Source organism: Nonomuraea monospora (assembly GCF_039531895.1).
In the GTDB taxonomy this organism is placed as follows: Bacteria; Actinomycetota; Actinomycetes; order Streptosporangiales; family Streptosporangiaceae; genus Nonomuraea; species Nonomuraea monospora.
Genome location: NZ_BAAAQX010000019.1, coordinates 124,615 through 145,070, shown reverse-complemented (window position 1 = coordinate 145,070; position 20,456 = coordinate 124,615). Strand labels below are relative to the sequence as shown.

20 protein-coding genes are annotated in these 20,456 nt (G+C 71.5%); 9 read left to right on the top strand and 11 right to left on the bottom strand.

Translation table 11 applies throughout. The annotated features are described in order from the left end of the window. The 3 genes from ABD331_RS32630 (at position 1) to ABD331_RS32620 (ending at position 4,065) form a co-directional block, all read left to right on the top strand. A complete protein-coding gene (locus ABD331_RS32630) occupies positions 1-2,553 on the top strand; it encodes a beta-glucosidase H (protein ID WP_425566086.1) in 2,553 nt (850 codons plus the stop codon). 67 nt (positions 2,554-2,620) lie between these two features. Continuing rightward, entirely contained in the window at positions 2,621-3,301 is a 681-nt protein-coding gene (locus tag ABD331_RS32625; protein ID WP_344483154.1) for a DUF4191 domain-containing protein, read from the top strand. Next, the gene (locus ABD331_RS32620) at positions 3,301-4,065 is read left to right on the top strand and encodes a class I SAM-dependent methyltransferase (RefSeq protein ID WP_344483151.1); all 765 of its coding nucleotides are present in this window, start codon (positions 3,301-3,303) and stop codon (positions 4,063-4,065) included. Before ABD331_RS32625 ends, ABD331_RS32620 begins: the two co-directional genes overlap by 1 nt. On the opposite strand, the gene ABD331_RS32615 is transcribed toward ABD331_RS32620, so the two are convergent. From ABD331_RS32615 to ABD331_RS32605, 3 genes are read right to left on the bottom strand one after another with little or no spacing between them, the layout of a single operon-like run. Next, positions 4,046-4,984, bottom strand: a complete 939-nt coding sequence (locus ABD331_RS32615; RefSeq protein ID WP_344483149.1) for a glycoside hydrolase family 113 protein — start codon at positions 4,982-4,984, stop codon at positions 4,046-4,048. The two genes, ABD331_RS32620 and ABD331_RS32615, sit on opposite strands and share 20 nt — an antisense overlap. After that, a complete protein-coding gene (locus ABD331_RS32610; RefSeq protein ID WP_344483146.1) occupies positions 4,981-5,595 on the bottom strand; it encodes a TetR/AcrR family transcriptional regulator in 615 nt (204 codons plus the stop codon). The genes ABD331_RS32615 and ABD331_RS32610 overlap by 4 nt, the downstream gene beginning before the upstream one ends. Positions 5,596-5,644: 49 nt before the next feature. Then, positions 5,645-6,106 carry an RDD family protein gene (locus ABD331_RS32605; RefSeq protein WP_344483143.1) on the bottom strand — a complete coding sequence of 154 codons (462 nt, stop codon included), beginning with the start codon at positions 6,104-6,106 and terminating at the stop codon, positions 5,645-5,647. A gap of 76 nt (positions 6,107-6,182) precedes the next feature. Here ABD331_RS32605 and ABD331_RS32600 point away from each other — a divergent pair, with 76 nt between their 5' ends. The 4 genes from ABD331_RS32600 to ABD331_RS32585 all read left to right on the top strand — a co-directional run bounded on the left by ABD331_RS32600 (position 6,183) and on the right by ABD331_RS32585 (position 10,620). Then, positions 6,183-7,286, top strand: a complete 1,104-nt coding sequence (locus ABD331_RS32600) for a hypothetical protein (RefSeq protein ID WP_344483140.1) — start codon at positions 6,183-6,185, stop codon at positions 7,284-7,286. A 115-nt stretch (positions 7,287-7,401) separates the two neighbouring features. Then, positions 7,402-8,826, top strand: coding sequence for a type I glutamate--ammonia ligase (glnA, locus tag ABD331_RS32595; RefSeq protein ID WP_148438008.1), 1,425 nt, complete (start codon positions 7,402-7,404; stop codon positions 8,824-8,826). 127 nt (positions 8,827-8,953) lie between these two features. Beyond that, complete coding sequence (locus ABD331_RS32590; RefSeq protein ID WP_344483137.1) at positions 8,954-9,505, top strand: ATP-binding protein; 552 nt, start codon at positions 8,954-8,956, stop codon at positions 9,503-9,505. Positions 9,506-9,672: 167 nt separating this feature from the next. Further along, complete coding sequence (locus ABD331_RS32585) at positions 9,673-10,620, top strand: phage baseplate protein (protein WP_344483133.1); 948 nt, start codon at positions 9,673-9,675, stop codon at positions 10,618-10,620. Positions 10,621-10,638: 18 nt separating this feature from the next. Here the strand turns inward: ABD331_RS32585 and ABD331_RS32580 are convergent, their stop codons facing one another. Both ABD331_RS32580 and ABD331_RS32575 read right to left on the bottom strand, forming a co-directional pair. Further along, the gene (locus tag ABD331_RS32580) at positions 10,639-11,340 is read right to left on the bottom strand and encodes a B3/B4 domain-containing protein (RefSeq protein ID WP_344483130.1); all 702 of its coding nucleotides are present in this window, start codon (positions 11,338-11,340) and stop codon (positions 10,639-10,641) included. Positions 11,341-11,428: 88 nt separating this feature from the next. Further along, the gene (locus ABD331_RS32575; RefSeq protein WP_344483127.1) at positions 11,429-12,673 is read right to left on the bottom strand and encodes an MFS transporter; all 1,245 of its coding nucleotides are present in this window, start codon (positions 12,671-12,673) and stop codon (positions 11,429-11,431) included. 84 nt (positions 12,674-12,757) lie between these two features. Between ABD331_RS32575 and ABD331_RS32570 the strand changes: the two genes are divergently transcribed. Next, on the top strand, positions 12,758-13,588 hold the full coding sequence (locus ABD331_RS32570; protein ID WP_344483124.1) for a LysR family transcriptional regulator: 831 nt from the start codon (positions 12,758-12,760) through the stop codon (positions 13,586-13,588). Between the two features lie 55 nt (positions 13,589-13,643). Here ABD331_RS32570 and ABD331_RS32565 read toward each other — a convergent pair whose 3' ends face one another. From ABD331_RS32565 to ABD331_RS32545, 5 genes are read right to left on the bottom strand one after another with little or no spacing between them, the layout of a single operon-like run. Then, the gene (locus ABD331_RS32565; RefSeq protein WP_344483121.1) at positions 13,644-14,408 is read right to left on the bottom strand and encodes an amino acid ABC transporter ATP-binding protein; all 765 of its coding nucleotides are present in this window, start codon (positions 14,406-14,408) and stop codon (positions 13,644-13,646) included. After that, on the bottom strand, positions 14,405-15,313 hold the full coding sequence (locus tag ABD331_RS32560; RefSeq protein WP_344483118.1) for an amino acid ABC transporter permease: 909 nt from the start codon (positions 15,311-15,313) through the stop codon (positions 14,405-14,407). Before ABD331_RS32560 ends, ABD331_RS32565 begins: the two co-directional genes overlap by 4 nt. Continuing rightward, positions 15,310-16,209: an ABC transporter substrate-binding protein gene (locus ABD331_RS32555; RefSeq protein WP_344483115.1), complete on the bottom strand. Its 900-nt coding sequence runs from the start codon at positions 16,207-16,209 to the stop codon at positions 15,310-15,312. Before ABD331_RS32555 ends, ABD331_RS32560 begins: the two co-directional genes overlap by 4 nt. 10 nt (positions 16,210-16,219) lie before the next feature. Beyond that, positions 16,220-17,020 (bottom strand): deaminated glutathione amidase, encoded by an 801-nt coding sequence (locus tag ABD331_RS32550; RefSeq protein ID WP_344483113.1) that lies wholly within the window; start codon positions 17,018-17,020, stop codon positions 16,220-16,222. Further along, positions 17,017-17,952, bottom strand: a complete 936-nt coding sequence (locus ABD331_RS32545) for a substrate-binding domain-containing protein (protein WP_344483111.1) — start codon at positions 17,950-17,952, stop codon at positions 17,017-17,019. The genes ABD331_RS32550 and ABD331_RS32545 overlap by 4 nt, the downstream gene beginning before the upstream one ends. A gap of 113 nt (positions 17,953-18,065) precedes the next feature. On the opposite strand from ABD331_RS32545, the gene ABD331_RS32540 reads away from it, so the two are divergent. Next, complete coding sequence (locus ABD331_RS32540; RefSeq protein ID WP_344483108.1) at positions 18,066-19,421, top strand: aminotransferase-like domain-containing protein; 1,356 nt, start codon at positions 18,066-18,068, stop codon at positions 19,419-19,421. Here ABD331_RS32540 and ABD331_RS32535 read toward each other — a convergent pair. After that, positions 19,405-20,433, bottom strand: a complete 1,029-nt coding sequence (locus tag ABD331_RS32535; RefSeq protein WP_344483105.1) for a hypothetical protein — start codon at positions 20,431-20,433, stop codon at positions 19,405-19,407. The genes ABD331_RS32540 and ABD331_RS32535 overlap by 17 nt on opposite strands. Positions 20,434-20,456: the final 23 nt, after the last annotated feature.

Below are 20,456 nucleotides of genomic sequence, written 5' to 3'. Positions count from 1 at the left end.
GTGAACACTGTGCTCGTGGACCTCGACGAACTGATCTCGCGCCTCGACCTGCCCGCCAAGATCCGCCTGCTGACCGGGGCCGACATGTGGTCGCTGCCCCCGCTGCCCGAGATCGGGCTCGATCGCCTCGTGATGAGCGACGGGCCCATCGGCGTACGCGGGGAGCAGTGGAGCGCCGCCGACCCCTCGATCGCCCTGCCCAGCCCGACGGCGCTCGCCGCCACCTGGGACGTGGACCTCGTCCGGCGGGCCGGCGGGCTGCTCGCCCAGGAGGCGCGGCGCAAGGGCGTGCACGTGCTGCTCGCCCCCACGCTCAACCTGCACCGCTCGCCGCTCGGCGGCCGGCACTTCGAGTGCTTCTCCGAGGACGCGTACCTGGCGGGCGAGATCGGCGCGGCCTACGTCGAGGGGGTGCAGGAGGGCGGGGTCGCGACCACGCCCAAGCACTTCGTGGCCAACGACTTCGAGACCGACCGGTTCACCGTGGACGTGGTGGTCGGCGAGCAGGCGCTGCGGGAGCTGTACCTGCGACCGTTCGAGCGGGTGGTGGAGGCCGGGGCGTGGGGGGTCATGACGGCCTACAACGCGGTGAACGGGACCACCATGACCGAGCACGCCGAGCTGGTCAACGGGGTGCTGAAGGGTGAGTGGGGGTTCGACGGGTTCGTGGTGTCGGACTGGACGGCGGTGCGTTCCACCGAGGCCGCCGCGCTCGGCGGGACCGACGTGGCCATGCCGGGGCCGCACGGGCCCTGGGGCGGGCGGCTGGAGGAGGCCGTGCGGGAGGGGCGGGTGCCCGAGTCGGTCGTGGACGATCACGTGCGCCGCGTCCTGCGCCTGGCCGAACGCGTCGGCGCCCTCCACCCTTCCGACGCCGCCAGCACTGCGAGCGCCGCCGGCACTGCGAGCGCCGCCAGCGCAGGGATCGCCGCCAGCGCAGGGATCGCCGCCAGCGCAGGGAGCGCAGGGAGCGCAGGGATCGCCGCCAGCGCAGGGAGCGCAGGGAGCGCAGGGAGCGCAGGGAGCGCAGGGAGCGCAGGGAGCGCAGGGAGCGCCGACAGCATTGCTGGCGCTGCTGGCATCGCAGGCCCGGAGGGTGTCGACGGGGTGGCGCTGGCGCGGGAGATCGCCACCCGGGCCTTCACCCTGCTCACCAACGACGGCGTCCTCCCCTTCCAGGGCGCCCCCACCCTGGCCGTCATCGGCGCGGCGGCCCGCGACGCCAGGGTGATGGGCGGCGGCAGCGCCCAGGTCTTCCCCGACCACGTGGTCTCCCCGCTGCAGGGCCTGTCCGAGCGCACCACCGTCCGCTACGCCCTCGGCACCGACCCCCGCATCCGGCTGGCCCCCCTGCCCGGCCCCGTGACGGCGCAGTTCCTGGACGAGGCGGGCCAGACGCTGAGCGAGCAGCCGCTGGCCGACGGGGAGGCGCGCTGGCTGGGCCAGTTGCCGCCCGGCGTGGACGCGCGACGGCTCAGCACGGTCCGGTTGCGGGCCGCGTACACGGCGGAGAAGAGCGGCGAGCACGAGCTGTCGGTGGCCGGGGTGGGCGCGTTCACGCTCGCCGTGAACGGCGAGCCCGTGCTGGACGAGACCCTCGGCCTGGACGGCGGCGACCCGGCCGCGGCGTTCCTGTCGCCGCCGGAGAAGCGGATCTCCGTGCCGATGACGGCGGGCGAGACGTACGAGCTGACCTTGACCCACCCGCCGGGCAGGTTCGGCGGCATGGTGATCGTGTCGTTCACGCTCGGCCACGCGGAGCCGGCCCCTGGCGAGGAGGAGGGCCTGGCGGAGGCCGTGCGGGTGGCGCGCGCGTGCGACGTGGCGGTGGTGGTGGCCGCGACGACGCCGGAGGTGGAGAGCGAGGGCTTCGACCGGGCGGACCTGCGGCTGCCCGGCCGCCAGGACGAGCTGATCAGCGCGGTGGCCGCCGCGAACCCGCGCACGGTGGTCGTGGTCAACGCGGGCTCGCCGGTGGAGATGCCGTGGCTGCCGCACGTGGCGGCGGTGCTGCTGACCTGGTTCCCCGGGCAGGAGGCGGGGGCGGCGCTGGCCGACGTGCTGTTCGGGGACGCCGAGCCGGGCGGGCGGCTGCCGACGACGTGGCCGGAGCGGCTGGCGGACGCGCCGGTGACGGCGGTGACGCCGGTGGACGGCAAGGTGTTCTACGACGAGGGCGTGTTCATCGGGTATCCGGCGTGGCGGCGGGCCGAGCGGCCGCCCGCGTTCTGGTTCGGGCACGGACTGGGGTACACCACCTGGTCGTACGACTCGATCGCGGCGGAGGGCACGACCGTGACCGTGGCCGTCACCAACACGGGCACGCGGCCCGGGCGGGAGGTCGTGCAGGTCTACACCGGGCCGCGCAGGAGGCTGGCCGCGTTCGACGTGGTGGAGGCGGACCCCGGGCAGACCGTGCTCACGACGTTGTTCCTGCCGCAGCGGGCCTTCCAGGTGTGGGAGGACGGCTGGCGCACGGTCGAGGGCGAGCACACGGTGGAGGCGGGCCGCAGTTCGGCCGATCTGAGGCTGTCGGCTACGGTGAAGATCTAGTCACAGCCGGAGAACGGGCGGGGGCGCGTTTTCCCTCCCGCACCAGTTGGTTTGTATCCTTCTGAGCATGGCAAAGTCCGAGGACGCAGAGAAGCCGGGGCGCATCAAGCAGCTCCGCATGATCGCGCAGATCATCAAGCAGGCCAATCCCAAGGGGATGCCGATCGTCTTCCTTTCGGCGGTGGGCACGCTGGCTGTGGTCGTCGTGATCGGTCTGGTCACGGGCTACCTGTGGTATTCGGTGTTCATCGGCATCCTGGCCGCGCTCACCGTCGGCCTGGTGGTGTTCGGCCAGCTCGCCCAGAGGGCCCAGTACTCGATCCTGCACGGCCAGACCGGCGCCGCGGCGGCCGTGCTGCAAGGCATGCGCGGCAACTGGCAGGTCAACCCGGCCATCGCGGTCAACCGCGACCAGGACCTCGTGCACCTGGTGGTCGGCTATCCGGGCGTCGTGCTGGTGTCCGAGGGGCCGGGCAACCGGGTGGCGAAGCTGCTGAAGGCCGAGAAGCAGCGCATCTCGCGGGTGGTGCTGGGCGTCGAGATCTACGACGTCCAGTGTGGTGACGGCGAGGGGCAGGTGCCGCTCGGCAAGCTGCAGCGGCACCTGATGAAGCTGCCGCGCAACCTGAAGAAGCCGTCGGTCAACGAGGTGAAGGACCGGCTGCGCTCGCTGCCGCGCAACATGCCGATGCCCAAGGGCCCGATGCCCAAGGGCGCCCGCATGCCGCGCGGCCCCAAGATGCGCTAGTGCTGTCTCCTTCGTCGCGGGCCAACCGCGGCTGGTGGGACGGCAACGCCGACGACTACCAGGTCGAGCACGGCTCGTTCCTGCGCGACGACGGCTTCGTGTGGGGCCCTGAGGGCCTCGACGAGGCCGGCGCGCGGCTGCTCGGCGAGGTGCGCGGGCGGCGGGTGCTGGAGATCGGCTGCGGCGCCGCCCAGTGCGCGCGCTGGCTGGTGCGGCAGGGTGCGCGGGTGGCTGCGTTCGACATCTCGCACCGCCAGCTCCGCCACTCCCAGCGCATCGACCTCGACAGCGGCGTCGGCGTCCCGGTGGTGCAGGCGGACGCGGAGGCGCTGCCGTTCGCCGACGCCTGTTTCGACGTGGCCTGCTCCGCGTACGGGGCGCTGCCTTTCGTGGCCGATCCAGGGGCGGTCTTCCGTGAGGTGCGCAGGGTGCTGCGGCCTGGCGGGCGGTTCGTGTTCTCGGTGAGCCATCCCGTCCGGTGGGCCTTTCCCGACGATCCGGGGCCCAGGGGGCTGACGTCCGATCGGTCGTACTTCGACCGCGCCCCGTACGTGGAGCGGGACGAGCGCGGCGAGCTGACCTACGTCGAGCACCATCGCACGATGGCCGACTGGGTGAACCTGCTGGCGGCCTCCGGCCTGACGATCACCGGGCTGCTGGAGCCGGAGTGGCCCGAGGGGCACGAGCGGGTGTGGGGCGGCTGGAGCCCCCTGCGCGGCAGGCACCTGCCCGGCACGGCCATCTTCAGCTGCGCGAATACCTAGCCGCGAGGGTGTGGAATATCTCCTTGGGCTCCCAGCGCGTGTCGTCCAGCATCCTGACGACGCCGTACGAGCCCAGGTCCGCCTCGCCGATGCGCGTGTACCCGGCGAAGGTGAACCAGAGCGCGGTCTCGACGCCCTCCCGCTCGAAGAGGTCGAGCAGTTCGGTGAAGTAACGCACCTGCTCCCCCTCGTCGCGCACCGCCCCGTCGGGCACCGACCACGCCATGCCGCCCAGGTCTGCGGCGCCCCGGTAGGCGCAGGTGCCGAACTCGGTGACCGCGACCGGCTTGCCGTGCTTGAAATGCGCGCGCAGCTCGTCGGTGAAAGTGTCCTGGTTGTACGCGGCCCGGTACGCGTCGGCGCCCACCAGGTCGAACGGGCTCCAGTCGATGAACTCCCACGGCCCGGCGGCGTAGGTGACCCGCCCGCCGAAGCGGGCTTTGACGGTGGCGGCGGCCTCGGCGAGGAAGGCGTTGAAACGTTCCATGGTGGCGCCCAGCGCGGTCCACTCGTCGATGCCCGCCGTGGACATCCAGGTCAGGCGGTCCGCGTAGGTGTCGCCGGGGAGGTAGCCGGGGCAGAAGGCGCTGGTCTCGCAGCCGGCGACGAAGACGACCTCCGCGCCGCCACGGCGCAGCGACTCGGCGCGTTCCGCGCAGCCGGCGTACAGCTCCAGAATTGCGGCGGCCGGAAGGTCCACCGGGAACGGCGCGAACCAGACCTCCAGGCCCGCCGCGGCGGCCTGCTCGGCGGCCACGCCCAGCCGGTCGAGGTCGCGGCCGGAGACCCGCACCACCTGGCAGTGCAGCTCGTCGGCGATGACCCGCATCTCGCGGGCGACGGTTTCGGCGTCGAACACCGGGCGCGAGCCGCCGGGCCCCGGCAGGAACCCCGTGTCGTAGTTGATGCCCTTCTTCAAGATTCGTCCCCTTCGATGGATGAGAAGCCGTGTTCCAGGAGGTCGAACGCCAGCTCGACCTCCTCCCCCAGGAGCCGCCCCGCCTCCTCCAGCGGCACGCCCGTGGACAAGCGGTGGAAAAACGACTCCTGCAATGTCGTGATGGCGGCTGTGATCTGCGCGGCCAGCAGCGCCGCCGCGCGGCCCGTCCCCGCCTCGGCGAGTGCGGCGGCCAGCTCGTGGCGCTGCGCCATGTTCGTCTGGTGCACCCCGGCCAGCAGGGCGGGGCTCGACGAGATCACCCGGATCCTGGTGAACAGCCCTTCGACGTCCACCTCACCGGCGCCCGGCTCGGCCATGCCGCGGTAGTGGGCGCGCAGGGCGCCGAGCGGCGACTGCCCCTCGGCGCGCCCCGCCACGATCGCGGCCGTGTCGTCCTTGACCGCGTCGAGGACCAGGCAGTCCTTGGACGGGAAGTAGTTGAACAGGGTGACCTTGGCGACCCCGGCCGCCTCGGCGACCTCGTTGACCGTCACGGCGTCGTAGCCGCGCTCGTCGAACAATCGCAGCGCCACCTCGGAGATCCGCCGCCGGGTCTCCTCCTTCTTGCGCTCCCTGAGCCCCGCCATCATGAGGACAGCATAAACCGTACCGGGTACAAATCTGAACCCGGTACGCCTTTTACATGCGTACGACCATCGTGTTGGACGCGCGGTCGTGGATCCCGCGGTGGTCGCGGTCCCAGATCAGGGCGGGCACGACCAGCGCCAGCAGCACCGTACGCACCACGACGGGCAGCAGCCGCGGGTCGCCCGAGTCCATCGCGGCGACCCTGACGCCCATCAGCCGGTGCCCGAACGTCTGACCCATCCACCCGACCAGCACCAGGTACTGCAGCGCGAAGACCAGCACCGGCGCCCACGGCGCCTCGGCGGGGTTCATCCTGAGCAGCAGTTGCACCACCACCCAGGTGCAGATCATCCAGTCGATGACCAGCGCGCCGATCCGGCGGCCCCAGCCCGCGATCGACCCGCTGCCCTCCTCGGGCAGCCCGAGGCGCTGACCGGGATATCCGAGATCGACGCCGGCGGCCCTGACCCCGCCCAGCCAGGTCTGCGTCCACCGAGGCTCGTTGCTGCTCATGCCTCCAAGGTAGCCGCCCGACGGGCCGGTCCGGATTGTGACCCAACCGCGTCGCGGACCGGCCATCATGTACGCCATGCCACACGGGGATGATCTAGATCAGCGGTTCAACGAGCTGGTCGCGCAGATAGACGCCGAGCAGCAGCGCAAGATGCGCGAGGCCGCCAAGAAGGCGGCCAGGCAGTCACGGCGGGCCAAGGGCGGCGACGCCGGGCGCTTACGCCGGGACGAGCGGAGCGCCGCCTGGGAGCGGCCCGGCTGGGACAGCGCCGTGTGGGACGCCACCCCGGCCGCACCCCCGCCCCAGCCCCGGCGCAGGGCCGGGCGGGCCTGGCTGGTGCTGGCGGGGCTGACGGCGGTGCTCACGGCGGCGAGCGCGGTGGTCGCGCTCCGCCCCGACCTGCTGATGCCGTCGGGTGCGGTGCCGGAGGAGACGATGCCCGTGCCGCCGCCGGCGCAGACGGGGCCGGTTCCCGAGGAGACTCAGCCGGTCCAGGACACGCCCGAGGGGCCGTTCGCGGGCTCTCCGGCGGAGGAGTGGGCCGAGGGCATCGACGGTTTCGTCATGCCCGAGGCCAAGGCGATCGGCGGGCTGTCGAAGAAGGACGTGGCCAAGGGGCTGGCGAGGGCGCGTGACCTGCTGGCCGCCGCCCACCTGGACCACAAGACGATCATGGGCGGTGAGCCGGAGGCGTTCATGAAGCTGCTGCACCCCGAGGAGCGCGCCCGGTTCAGTAAGGACCTCGGCGACAGCTCTCGCACCTGGGTGACGAGCTTCGCACCGAAGACCGCCGAGCTGACCAGCGAGGTGATCAAGGTGCACGGCACGGCGAAGCTGTCGTCGTTCAAGGAGAAGGGGCGCACCGGCGCGGAGCTGGAGACCAACCACCTCATCGGGTACGCCGTGCGGCGGCCGGGGCAGCCCGGCACGGCGTTGCGGCTCGTCACGCAGCGGTGGGGGACGTTGCGCATGTACCGGGAGGCCGGAGAACTGGTCGTCTGGATCACCCGGTGGCGCAGGAGCGCGACGCCCGCGCGGTGCGACGTGAACGACGGCTACATCCATCTCTTCTACGCCGATTCCGCCCCCGGCACCGTGGCGCCCACAGGCGTGCCCGCGGACCCGTACGCCCTGAATGCCCCGGGAAACAGCGAGTGCGGCGCCTCCTCGGGCACGTGATCCGCCTTTGCGAGACCCTGACCCTGCGTAACACGTGCGAAACAATCGAGACACCATACGGAAACGGCCACGCCCTAGCGTCGCAATGATGGCCAGTCCCCAGGGAGGTTCGAGAGTGTTCAACTCCGCCGACGACGTCCTGAAGTTCATCAGTGACGAAGGGGTGCAGTTCGTCGATGTCAGGTTCACCGACCTGCCGGGGACGACGCATCACTTCACCTTCCCGGCAGAGAACTTCGGCGCGAGCGTCTTCACCGATGGACTCATGTTCGACGGCTCGTCGATCCGCGGCTTCCAGCAGATCCACGAGTCCGACATGCTTTTGCTGCCTGACCCGTCCAGCGCCGTGGTGGACCCGTTCCGCCAGCACAAGACGCTCAACCTGAACTTCTTCGTGCACGACCCGCTGACCGGCGAGGCCTACAGCCGCGACCCGCGCAACGTCGCCCGCAAGGCGGAGGAGTTCCTCAAGGGCACGGGCATCGCCGACACGGTGTACTTCGGCCCCGAGGCCGAGTTCTACATCTTCGACGACGTGCGCTTCGAGACGAAGCAGAACGCCGGCTACTACTACATCGACTCCATCGAGGGCGCCTGGAACACCGGCAAGGCGACCGAGGGCGGCAACCTGGGGTACAAGCCGCGCTACAAGGGCGGCTACTTCCCCGTCCCGCCGATGGACCACTTCACCGACCTGCGCTCGGAGATGGTGCGCAACCTCATCGAGGCCGGCATCGAGGTCGAGATGCAGCACCACGAGGTCGGCACGGCCGGTCAGGCGGAGATCGACTTCAAGTTCGGCACGCTCCTCAGGACGGCCGACAACCTGATGCTCTACAAGTACGTGATCAAGAGCACGGCCCTCGAGTACGGCCACACGGTCACGTTCATGCCCAAGCCGATCTTCGGGGACAACGGCTCCGGCATGCACTGCCACCAGTCGCTGTGGAAGGACGGCTCGCCGCTCTTCTACGACGAGGTCGGCTACGCGGGCCTGTCCGACACCGCCCGCTACTACATCGGCGGCCTGCTCAAGCACGCGCCGTCGCTGCTGGCCTTCACCAACCCGACGGTCAACTCCTACCACCGGCTGGTGCCGGGCTACGAGGCCCCCGTCAACCTGGTCTACTCGCAGCGCAACCGCTCGGCCTGCGTGCGCATCCCGATCACGGGCTCCAACCCGAAGGCCAAGCGCATCGAGTTCCGCGTGCCCGACCCGTCGTGCAACCCGTACTTCGCGTTCTCCGCGATGCTGATGGCGGGCATCGACGGCATCCGCAACAAGATCGAGCCGCCGGAGCCGGTCGACAAGGACCTCTACGAGCTGCCGCCCGAGGAGGCCCGCAACATCCCGCAGGTGCCCGGCTCGCTCACCGACGTGCTCAACGCGCTCGAGGCCGACCACGACTACCTGCTCGAGGGTGGCGTGTTCACGCCTGACCTGATCGAGACGTGGATCGCGTACAAGCGGGAGAACGAGGTGGACCCGATCCGCCTGCGGCCCCACCCGCACGAGTTCGAGCTGTACTACGACGTGTGACATCTGAATCACTCAGCGCAACGAAACGGCCCGGCATCGATTGACGATGCCGGGCCGTTCCGGCGAGTCGCGCGGCATACTGGGTAGTGACCTGACCTCTCAGTCCTGTTCACAGGGGGTGAGAAGCTTGACTCCCGGCCCTCGCCTGCGCTGGCGCATCACCGGCAATCTCGCCCTTCTCCGGGAGCAGGTCGTCGTGTTCGGCCAGGCTTGCGGCTTACGCGGAGAGACGCTCCAGAACCTGCTGATCGCCGTCAACGAGGCCGCGTCGAACGCGCTCGAACATGGCGGGCTGACGAGAATGGTCCACCTGCTCAAGGACGACTCGGGCATTCAGGTCGAGGTCATCGACTCGGGCGGCCGGCTGAAAACACGGCACCTTGAGCGCAAGCTGGAGCTCCGCCCCAACCGCGGCATGGGGCTCGGCATCATCCAGCGGATCGGCCACGACGTCACTGTCGACCACCCCGGCGGGCACTCCCGCCTGCGCTTCCGCGTGTCCTCCGGCACCCGGCCCGCATCCCGCGCGGCGCGAGGGGGCGTGTCATACGGCCCCTTCGGCCGGTCCTTGGACCTGATGGCACGTACGGAACGGCTGCGCGCCCAGGCCAGGAGGCTGACGGGATACACCCCGAAGCACAGCACAGCCCTGGATCAAGACACGGAGCCCTCGCCCTGACCACCGCAGCCCTTGGCGCCACCGTCAGGGTCGTCGGCGGGATCGTGATCATCCAGTCCGGGAACAAACCGCGAGAGCTGATCAACGGCCTTCCCGCACCCTCTGGAGCGGGAGGGTCGTTGATGGTGTGCTGATCACGTATCGACCCCGAGCCGAACGGATGGCGCATGCCGATCTCCCCGTTTCCTGTCACCCGCAGAGGACTGCTCAAGCTGGTCGCCGCGGCCCCGGCGCTCGCGTCCGCGCGGGCCGCGTCCGCAGCGGAGGGCCGCTTCGAGCTGACCGCCCCGTCCACGTCGCTCATCTGGCGCAAGGCCCTGTACGACGAGACCGTCATGCAGTCGTTCGCCATCGACAACGCCCACGGCCACATCTACACGGTCCAGCTCAAGAACGGCTCGGGCTCGGACGCCGCCGGCCACCTGTGCCTGACCAAACTCAGCCTGGCGGGCGCCGTGCTCGGCCACATGTACCTCATGGGGTTCGGCCACGGCGTGCAGATCGGCGTGGAGCCGTCCGGCTCGGCCGCCTACCTGTGGACGGAGACCGACGGGGTGCCGAACTCGGAAGGCAGCTCCAGGGGCTCCAGGCTGTGCCGCTTCAAGTTCGTCAACGGGCAGACGCTGACCACGTCGTCGTCGGCGCTGACGAAGTACGCGCCGGTCGCGGGCGCCACCAACACGACGTGCACGATCGACCCGTCGACCGACCGGCTGGTGACGCGTTACTGGGGCGGCAGCTCGTTCCGGTTCGCGGTCTTCACGCTGGCGTCGGTCAAGGCGGGGGCGCCGCAGCAGGTGTACGACATCGCCCAGCCCGGCGGCCTCGGGACGTTCCAGGGCTACGCGGCCTACGGCGACTTCGTCTACGTGCTGACCGGCAACTCCTACGACATCAGCCCGCCGCCGGGCAACACGTACGTCACCTGCCTGGATCTGCGGACCGGCCAGCAGGTGCAGCGGGCCGCGAGCGTGGCGGGCAAGTCGCTGAACTACCGTGAGCCCGAGGGCATGGGCATCCAGCTCGTCTCCGGGGCGCCGCGGCTGTGCCTCGGGCTGGCCTCGGAGCCGGGGCCGCGGCTGGCGAGCATCTTCTACAAGAGCCAGCTCATCTGACGATGGCCCAGGGCGTGCTCACCGGCCGGGGAACTCGAAGCGGGGCGCGTCCGGGGTCAGGATCGCCGACTTCGGGGTGACCGGCCACAGCGTGCTGAGCTCGTCGGTGAGCGTGGCCAGCAGCGACTCGACGTCCTTGGCCGCCGTGTCGTGCAGGGCCTCGGCGACGATCAGCACGTTCGACGTGGTGTCGCGGACGGCCGAGTGGCCGCTCTGGCGGTTGGTCCAGCGGCGGGCGTGCGCCCTGCCCGCCGCGTCGGCGAAGATCACCTCGCCGGCGGGCGGCTGCTCCGTGTCGCCGCCGAAGGTGAGGTACGTCTCGTCGCCTGCGGCGTACCCGACCTCGACGTAGGAGGTGATCCGGGAGACGTCGAAGACGGCGATCGGGACGGCGTGCGCGATGGAGACCGCGTTGCACAGGTCGATCAGGGGGTGCAGGCGCGGGAGCGAGCCCTCCTTCCTGAAGCGGCGCAGCAGGGCCTCCGAGGCGCACCTGTACTGGGTCGGCTTGAGGCCCATCCGGGTGAAGGTGCGGCGCCACGCCTGGATCTCCGGCAGCTCGCCCTCCGAGGCCGTCGCCAGCCTGGCCGCCGCGCGTTCGGCGTGGGCGGCGATCCGGGCGTCCGGGCTGACCGTGGCGGTGATGCCCTCGGTGTAGAGGGCGGCTGGGACGAGTTCGGGGAAGTCGCGCCAGATGTCGGTCGAATGCTGGAAGAACACGTGCACCCCATCGTCGTGGCCGCCCGGGCTGAGGGTCTCACGATACTCCGGCCACCCCGCCGGACGACGGCGACGGGCGGGTGCCTTCTCAGGTGGACGCGGACGGGCGGGCGCGGCGGGCGGCGGCGGCGTAGCCCGCGCAGGTGAGTGCCGCCAGGACGGCCGCCGCCAGCAGGGGACGCCCGATGACGCCCATGACCGCCACCCCGAGCGTCGCCCCCGTCTGCCGGAACGCGTTGAGCACACCCCCGGCGGTGCCCGCGGTGCCGGGCGGGGCGCTGCCGACCATGCCCGCCATCAGCGCGGGCAGCACGAACGACAGGCCGAACCCCAGCACCACGAGCCACAGCGTCAGCGCGTCCGTGAGCGCGGTCCCCGCCAGGCCGGCCGCGATGAGGGCCAGGCCGCCGAGGATGGGCGGGCGGGGGCCGTAGCGGGCCACCAGGCGGCCGGTGAGCAGCGGGTTCACCGTCATGGGCAGCGTGAGCGGCAGGAACGCCAGCCCCGCCGCCATCGGGCTCAGGTGGCGGGTGTCCTGGAGGAGCAGCGTCAGCACGAACAGCGCGCCGGAGAAGGCGAAGTTCGCCACGGTGCCCGCGAGCAGCTCGGGCCAGGTGGCGGCGAGCAGGCCGCCGGGCAGGGCGGGCGCGTGGCTGCGCCGCTCGGCGAGCACCAGGACGGCGAGGGCGGCCACGGCCAGCAGGCCCGCCACGGGCGCGGAGTCGATCAGCGCCTCGGCGACCAGGCCGAGGAAGGCGCAGGCCAGGACCTGCACCCACCAGTCGATGGCGCGGCTGCCGCGCGGCGAGACGACCCTGCGCATGGCCAGCAGGCTGATCAGCGCGATGGGCGGGTTGAGCAGGAAGACGGCGCGCCAGCCGTACAGGTCGACCAGGACGCCCCCGAGCAGCGGGCCGGCCGCGAGCGCGCTGCCGGTGATGGCGGCCCACACGCCGGTGGCGCGGGCGCGGGCGGCGGGCTCGGGGAACATCTCGGCGAGCAGGCCGAGTGAGCCGCCCGTGCAGAGCGCGCCCGCCACGCCGAGCAGGGCGCGCAGGCCGATCAGCACGCCCAGGCCGGGGGCGGCGGCGCTGAGCAGCGAGATGACGCCGAAGGCGGACACGCCGAGCTTGAAGACGCGGGCCGCGCCGTACCGGTCGGCGACCGCTCCCCCGGTGAGGAGGCTGGCGGCGAAGGCGACGGTGTACGCGTTCACCGCCCACTGCTGGCCGGCCACCGTACCGCCGAGCGAGGCCTGAAGGTCGGGCAGCGCGATCGTCAGGACGGTGGTGTCGAGGATCACCAGGAAGTAGGCGAGGGAGAAACCGAACATGCCCCTCAGCCTGCTGAAACGCGGCCTGGCCGCTCAACAGGCGCACCCGTGGGGAGCGTTCGGGGAAGCCGTATGCTGGCACGCGTGGAATTGCGGCACTTGAGGGGATTTGTGGCGGTGGCCGCGTCCGGCTCCGTCACGGCGGCCGCCAACGACCTGGGCCTGGCCCCCGCCTCCGTGTCGGAGCAGGTGCGCAGGCTGGAAGCCGCACTCGGCGTCACGCTCTTCGAACGCACGCCGCGCGGCATGCGCCTGACCGAGCCCGGCGGCGTGCTGCTGGCCCGCGCGCAGGGCCTGCTCGACCACGCCGACGAGGTGCGGCGGGCCGTCACGGGCGCGCGCCGCCGGGTGCGGATCGGCGCGCTGGAGATGCTGGCCGCCGCCAAGCTGCCCGCCGTGATCCGCCGTCTGGCGCAGCGCCGTCCCGACCTGGACGTCGGCGTCGAGTCGCTCACCAGGCAGGCGCTGCTGGAGGCGGTGGCGGGCGGCCGGCTGGACGCGGCGCTGCTGCTGGACCTGGGCGACCGGGTCGGCGGGCTGGGGTTCGACCGGCCGGCCGGGATGGATCATCTGGACCTGGACGAGGTACGGCTGTCGCTCGTCGCGGCGCCGGACGGCGATCGGGAGCCGCTGCTCGTCAGCCCGCCCGGCTGCTCGATCCGGCTGGCGGCCGATCAGGTGTTCGGCGCGGGGACGCCGCGCAGGGAGCTGACCAGCATCGCCACCGCCCGCGAGTGGTCCAGGCAGGGGCTCGGGGCCGCGCTGCTGCCTGACTTCGCGCTGGGGTCGGACCTGGACACGGGCGTGCTGGTGGAGCTGGAGTCGCGGGCGCCGGCGCTGGCGTTGCGGCTGGTCTGGATGCGCGAGCGCGAGCCGTCACTGCGCGACGTCCTGTACGCCCTGAGCGCCGTCTGAGCCGCCCCCCCGAGCACCGCCTCAGTCGCCCTGAGCCGCCCCCCGAGCATCCGGCCTAGAGCACGCGGCTGAGGAAGGCCCTGGTGCGCGGGCTGCTGGGGTTGTCCAGCACGTCGGCGGGCGTGCCTGACTCGACGACGACGCCCCCGTCCATGAACACGACGCGGTCCGCGACCTCCCGCGCGAACCCGATCTCGTGGGTCACCACGATCATGGTGAGCCCGTCCTCGGCCAGCCCCTTCATGGTGGCCAGCACTTCGCCGACCAGTTCGGGGTCGAGCGCGCTGGTCGGCTCGTCGAACAGCATGAGCTTGGGCCGCATGGCCAGCGCCCTGGCGATCGCGACGCGCTGCTGCTGCCCGCCGGAGAGCTGCCGGGGGTAGCTGGCCGCCTTGTCCTCCAGCCCGACGCGGCGCAGCAGGGCGTGCGCGCGTTCCCTGGCCTGCCCGCGCGGCTCGCCGCGGACGCCGACGGGCGCCTCGATGACGTTCTGCAGCACGGTCATGTGCGGGAAGAGGTTGAACTGCTGGAAGACCATGCCGATCTCCCTGCGCTGGCGGGTGATGCGGCTCTTGCGCAGGTGCCGGACCTTGCCGCCGGTCGCCTCGAACCCGATCAGCTCGCCGTCCACGTGGATGGAGCCGCCGTCGATGGTCTCCAGGTGGTTCACGCAGCGCAGGAACGTGGACTTGCCGGAGCCTGACGGGCCGAGCACGACCACGACCTCCTGCGGCTGCACGTCGAGGTCGATGCCCTTGAGCACCTCCAGGTGGCCGAAGTGCTTGCGGACGGCGCGGGCGCGGACCATGGGGACGGTCATGAGGAGGTCACCTCCGTGCGGCGGCGGAAGGCCGCGAAGGCCCAGAAGCTCTGGGGCGCGTTCCTGGTGGCGCCGCGCGCGTAGTGGCGTTCGATGAACGACTGGCCGACGTACAGGATCGAAGTGATCACCAGGTACCAGACGCACGCGACGATCAGCAGCGGGATGGTCTGGAACGTGCGGTTGTAGATGGACTGCACGGTGTAGAGCAGGTCGGCCAGCGCGATGACGCTCACCAGCGACGTGGCCTTCAGCATGCTGATCACCTGGCTGCCGGTGGGCGGGATGATGAAACGCATGGCCTGCGGCAGCACGATGCGGCGGAAGGTGCGGGCGTTGCTCATGCCCAGCGCGGAGGCCGCCTCGGTCTGGCCCGGGTCCACGGACATCAGGCCGCCGCGGATGATCTCCGCCATGTACGCGCCCTCGTTCAGCCCGAGCCCCAGGATGGCGGCCAGCAGCGGCGTGATGAGCTGGTTGGTGTCGGCGGTGACGAACTCGGGCCCGAACGGGACACCGAAGGAGATCTCCGGCAGCAGGTACGACAGGTTGTACCAGAGCACGAGCTGCACCAGCACGGGCGTGCCACGGAAGAACCACACGTAGAGCCCGCAGGCGCCTCTGGCCACGGGGTTCTCCGACAGCCGGCCGATGGCCAGCAGCACGCCCAGCACGACGCCGACGGCCATGGCGATCACGGTGAGCAGCAGCGTGGTGAAGATGCCCTGGCCGATGAGCTGGGCGTTGACGTAGCTGCCGACCACGTCCCACTGGAAGTTGGGGTTGGTCACCAGGAGGCTGACGAGCTGGGCCGCCAGCACGAGCAGGACGGCCGAGGCGACCCAGCGCAGGGGGTGGCGGGTGCGCGCGGCACCGGCGACGTCGATCTCGGGAGGTCCGCTCATGATTTCGCCAGGTTGACGCCGGCCTGGTCCAGCTTGTTGTCGGAGGTCTTCCACTTGGTCATGATCTGGTCGTACGTGCCGTTGTCCATGAGCTTCTGGATGCCGTCCCTGAGCACGTCGCGCAGCGGCGAGTCCTTGGCCACGACGGCGCCCTGGAAGAGGTCGTCGAACCCGTTGGGCTGCCCCTTGCCTGCCAGCTCCAGCTTGCCGCCGGCCTGGTCGACGAAGTAGGTGAGCGGCGCCTGGGAGGAGAAGAACGCGTTCGCGCGGCCCGAGCTGACCGCCAGCACGGAGGTGGGCTGGTCCTTGTACGACTGCACGGTGATCTTCTGCTTGCCCTCCTTGACGCAGGCCGCGGACTGGCCCTTGATCACCGCCTCGGCCGAGCCGCCCGCCATGACCGAGATCTTCAGCCCGCACGTGTCGGCCACCGAGCCGATCCGGTCCGGGTTGCCCTTCGGCACCGCGAACACCACGTACTCCTTGACCCAGTCCACGAAGTCGTTGTTCTTCTGCCGGTCGGGGAAGTCGCCCACGGGGCCGATGGCGAAGTCGTAGCGGCCGGAGGCGATGCCGGTCAGCGAGCTGGGCAGGCCGTCCACCGTGACGTGCTCGATCTTGACGCCGAGCACCTGACCGAGCGCGTCGGACATGTCGGCGGCGGCGCCCGTCAGGGATCTGCCGTCGGGGCCGGCGATCTCGTACGGGGGGAACGAGCCGTTGTTGACCGAGATCAGCTTGCCCGCCTGCTTGACCTTGTCGGGCAGGCGATCGTACAGGGCCTGGTCCTTGGTCTGGGCGGCGGCCGAATCCTGGCCTGTGGGCTCCAGCACGCCCTCGGCCTCCGGCGGGTTGGCACCGCAACCGGCCAGCAGGAGGACGGCGAGCAACGCCATCCCTGGCTTCTTAGACATGTGGCTCCAATCGCGGGTCCACGGCGAAGCGCCGGTTCTCGAGGACGGGCAGCGTGCGGCGGGCGGCGGCCAGCTCGTCGGCGGAGGCGTCGGACCACAGCAGCCCTGGCACGTCGCCGAGCCGGGCCCGGGTGATGCCGAGCGGGTCGACGACCATGCTGGCCCCGATGTTGCGCCGGCCGCACTCGCCGGAGGCGGCCACGTAGCAGGTGTTCTCCAGCGCGCGGGCGGTGACCATGACCTCCCAGTGCCACTCCTTGGCCGGGCCGCGCACCCAGGCGGCGGGCAGCGCGAGCACCTGGGCGCCCTGGTCGGCCAGCAGCCGGGCCATCTCGGGGAAGCGCACGTCGTAGCAGGTCATCAGGCCGACCTTCCAGCCGGCGCAGTCGAGGACGACGGGCGCGTTCACGCCGGGGACGACGTTGTCGGACTCGCGGCGGCCGAACGCGTCGTACAGGTGCAGCTTGACGTAGGTGGCGACGATCTCGCCGTCCCTGGCGGCGACCAGCACGTTCGACACGCGGCCGTCGGGGGCGGGCACGTGCACGCCGGCGACGACGGTGGTGGCGCTGCCGCGGGTGCGTTCGACGAGCCCGCTGACGAACGGCCCGTCGAGCGGCTGCGCGGCCTCGCGGATGCGGACGGGCTCGTCCACGAAGAGCGCGAGCGCCCCTTCCGGCAGGACCAGCAGGTCCGCCTGCCCTTCCGCGGCCCGGTCGATGAGCTCCTGGCAGGTCTTGAGGTTGGCGTTCCAGTCCTCGGCTGAGGCGAACTGTCCAACGGCGATCCTCATGCGGTGAAGACCTCCTCGGCGTCGATGCGGCGGTTCGAGATCCCCTGGGCGTGCAGTTCCTCGCAGAAGGCGGCGACCATGGGGGCGTTGGCGGCGGCGCCGTACGGCATCCAGTCCTGACCGAACGTGCGGGCCGTCGCGGTGAGGTCGGCGAGCAGCCACGGCGTGGTGTCAGTGAGCAGCCGCCGCCGGGCCAGCCAGTGCCGCTTGGAGCGCTCGAACAGCTCCAGGACGGCGGCGGGCAGCGCCGGGTCGCGTTCGACGGCCTCGCGCTTGAGCGTGACGAGGTGGATGCCGGGCACGAACCCGGTCTGCTCGTAGTAGGCCTGCTCGGCGGCGCGATGGTCGGGCAGCAGGTGGCGGAAGCGGCTGCCGGGGGTGAAGAACTCCTCGGGCATGAACGGCGTCATGATCGCGTCGTACCGGCCGCCGGCGAGCCCTTCGGCCAGGCCGTCGCCGGTGAGCGTGACGTTGTCGGGGAAGGGCACGGGCCCGACCCGGTCCTTGCCGGTCTCGCCGGCCACCAGCGGGCCGACGGTCCACTCGATGCCCGCGAGGTCCACCCCGGCGGCCCGCAGCAGGGCGCGGGTCCACGTGTTGCCGGAGTCGGGCCAGCCGGTGAGCCCGATGCGGGCGCCCTTCAGCTCGTCCAGCGTGGTCAGGCCGCTGTCGCGGCGGACGAGCACGCAGCGGTGCCGGAAGCCGCGCATCACGAAGACGGGCAGGCCCACCAGCCGGTCGTCGCCGGCGGCGCGGCCGAGCGCGTACCGGCTGAAGGAGGTCTCGCCTCCGTCGATGCCGGGTTCGCTGAGCACGTCTGGCGTGACGGCACGGGATTCGAGGTCCAGCTCGAAGCCCTCGGGCCGGACGGCCCCGGTCACGACCGGCACGAGATGGTCCCAATCCCGCACGGCAAGACGGATTTTCGCCATAAAACACCTCAAACGGGCGATAGTTGCCGTTAATTTTCAGAAACCATATGTTCAGACAGAGGACCTACACAAGAAGATCTTTGTTGCTGAACAAAGATTTACAGGGGGACAAAGTGGACAGCTCCTGGCTGGCGCAGCGCATCGCCGACCCGAGCGCTCGCGGGATCGCCGCCGCCCTGACCGACCTGATCAGGCAGGGCACGCTCCCGCCGCAGACGCGCCTGCCGACGGTCCGCGGCCTGGCCAGGGAGCTGGGCGTCAGCTCGGGAACGGTCGCCGAGGCCTGGTCGGAGCTGCGCAGGCACGGCATGATCAGGACCGAGCGGCGGCGCGGCACCGTCGTGCTCGGCCCGCCCGACGTGCCCCGCCCGATCCGGTACGAACGCATCGGCCACTGGGGCGACCGCCTGGCCATCGACCTGACCATCGCCTCCCCCGACGCGGCGCTGCTGCCGCCGCTGGAGTCGGCCCTGACCGCGGCGGCCCGCGCGGACGGGCTCAACGACTACGCCCGCGAGACGATCACGCCCCGCCTGCGGGCCGCCGTCGAGCCCGGCTGGCCGTTCCGCGCGGGCGGCTGGCTGGCGGTCGGCGGCGGGTACGAGGGCGTCCAGCTCCTCTGCCAGACCGCGGCCCTGCCGGGCGACAGGATCGCGATCGAGGAGCCGACGGGGGCGCGGCTGCTGGACATCCTGGAGACGATCGGCGTCGAGATCGTCCCGGTCGCCTGCGACGAGCGGGGGCCCGTCCCCGGCGCGCTGGCCAAGGCGCTGCGGGCCAGGCCGGTGGCGTTCGTCTACCAGCCGCGCGGCCAGTCGCCGTGCGGCCACGCGGTCACGGCGGAGCGCTCGGCCGAGCTGGCGGCGCTGCTGGAGCCGACCGGCACGCTCGTCGTCGAGGACGACGGGATCGGCGAGCTGTCGGTCTCGCCGATGGTCAGCATGGGCTCCTACTTCCCCGACCGTACGGTGCTGGTCAGGTCGTACTCCAAGTCGCACGGCCCCGACCTGCGCATCGCGGTCGTCGGCGGGGCGGCCGACGCGGTGGAGCGGGTGCGCGTGCTGCGCAGCTTCGGCACCGGCTGGACCAGCAGGATCCTCCAGGACACGCTGGCCCACCTGCTCGGGGACGCCGCCGTGCGCGAGCGCGTCGGGCACGCCCGCGACGTGTACGCGCGGCGCCGGGCCGGCCTGGCCGCGGAGCTGGCGGCCCGCGGCGTGCGGACGGGCGGCGGTGACGGCCTGGTGCTCTGGGTCCCGGTGCGCGACGAGCCCGCCGCCCTGGTCACGCTGGCCGCGCACGGCATCTCCGTAGCGCCGGGCAGCCGCTACGTGGTCGAGCCCGCCGCCGCCCACCACCTGCGGCTGGCCACGGCGCGGCTCACCGACGACCCGGCCGAGCTGTCCGCGCTCGCCGACGTGATCGCCCTGGCCGCGCTCGGCGGCCGGCGGCTCAACGCCGCGACTTGATGCCGGTGATGCGCCGGAAGACGTCCCACCAGAACGGCGCGCCGAACAGCAGCGCCACGTACGTCAGCAGGTAGCCGGGCCAGTGGCTCGGCGTGGTGACCCGATCCCACCACGCCGCGAAGTTGCCCTGCACGCTCGGCTCGCCCTGCGCCGGGATCGACACGCTGGCCATCGCCTGCCCCATCATCTTGACCAGGGCGGGCTCGCTGAGCAGCTCCGTCACGCAGGGCACAGGGGCGCCGCCCGTGCACTGCTGCCTCAGCTCGGCGTAGGCGTCGGGCCCCGCCTCCGCCACGGCCGTCACCGAGCTGCGGAAGGCGTTGTCCCGCAGCAGCGTCTTGGCGTACTCGAAGCCGTCCATCGAGAACAGCAGCGTCACCACGACGCCCAGCACGGCCAGCACCCACTTGACGTAGCGCTTGTACAGCATGGACAGCCGCTGCATCTCCCCGTCGAACCAGGTCTCCACCCCCTTCCTGAACCGGTCGAGGTCGCCCTGCGCGCTCTCCCAGACGCCCTTGAGGTGGCCGTACAGGGGGCTGTCGATCCGCTGCAGCTTCTTCAGGAACTCGGTGACGTCGCCGTTCTCCATCGCCGTCAGCTCCATCACGGCCACCGCGAACCGCTGGGGCGGGATGTCGGAGATGCTGGTCCTGCCCCGTTTGGCGTGGTCGATCTCGCGTACCCGCTCGTACAGGAGGTTCATCACCGACTCGCCCGTCTTCACCTCCGGCATCCGGCCGGGCTCGGCGGGCGCGGGCCGGTCGGTGTGCCTCGGCCGGGGGTCGCGGCCGAAGGGCAGCGCGAGCAGCACGTCACGGACGCTGGCGGGCAGCCACGACGGCGACTTGTCGCCGACTCCGTCCAGGGTGTCCCTGAGGTAGGCCCAGAGGAACTTGCTGCGGATGGACAGCACCCGCACGAACGCCTCGTTGAGGCCGCTCACCAGCAGCGACAGCAGGAGGAACGCCACCACCAGGCCGAGGGCCAGATCCACGTATACGGATAACACGGCGCATTGATACACCCACGCCG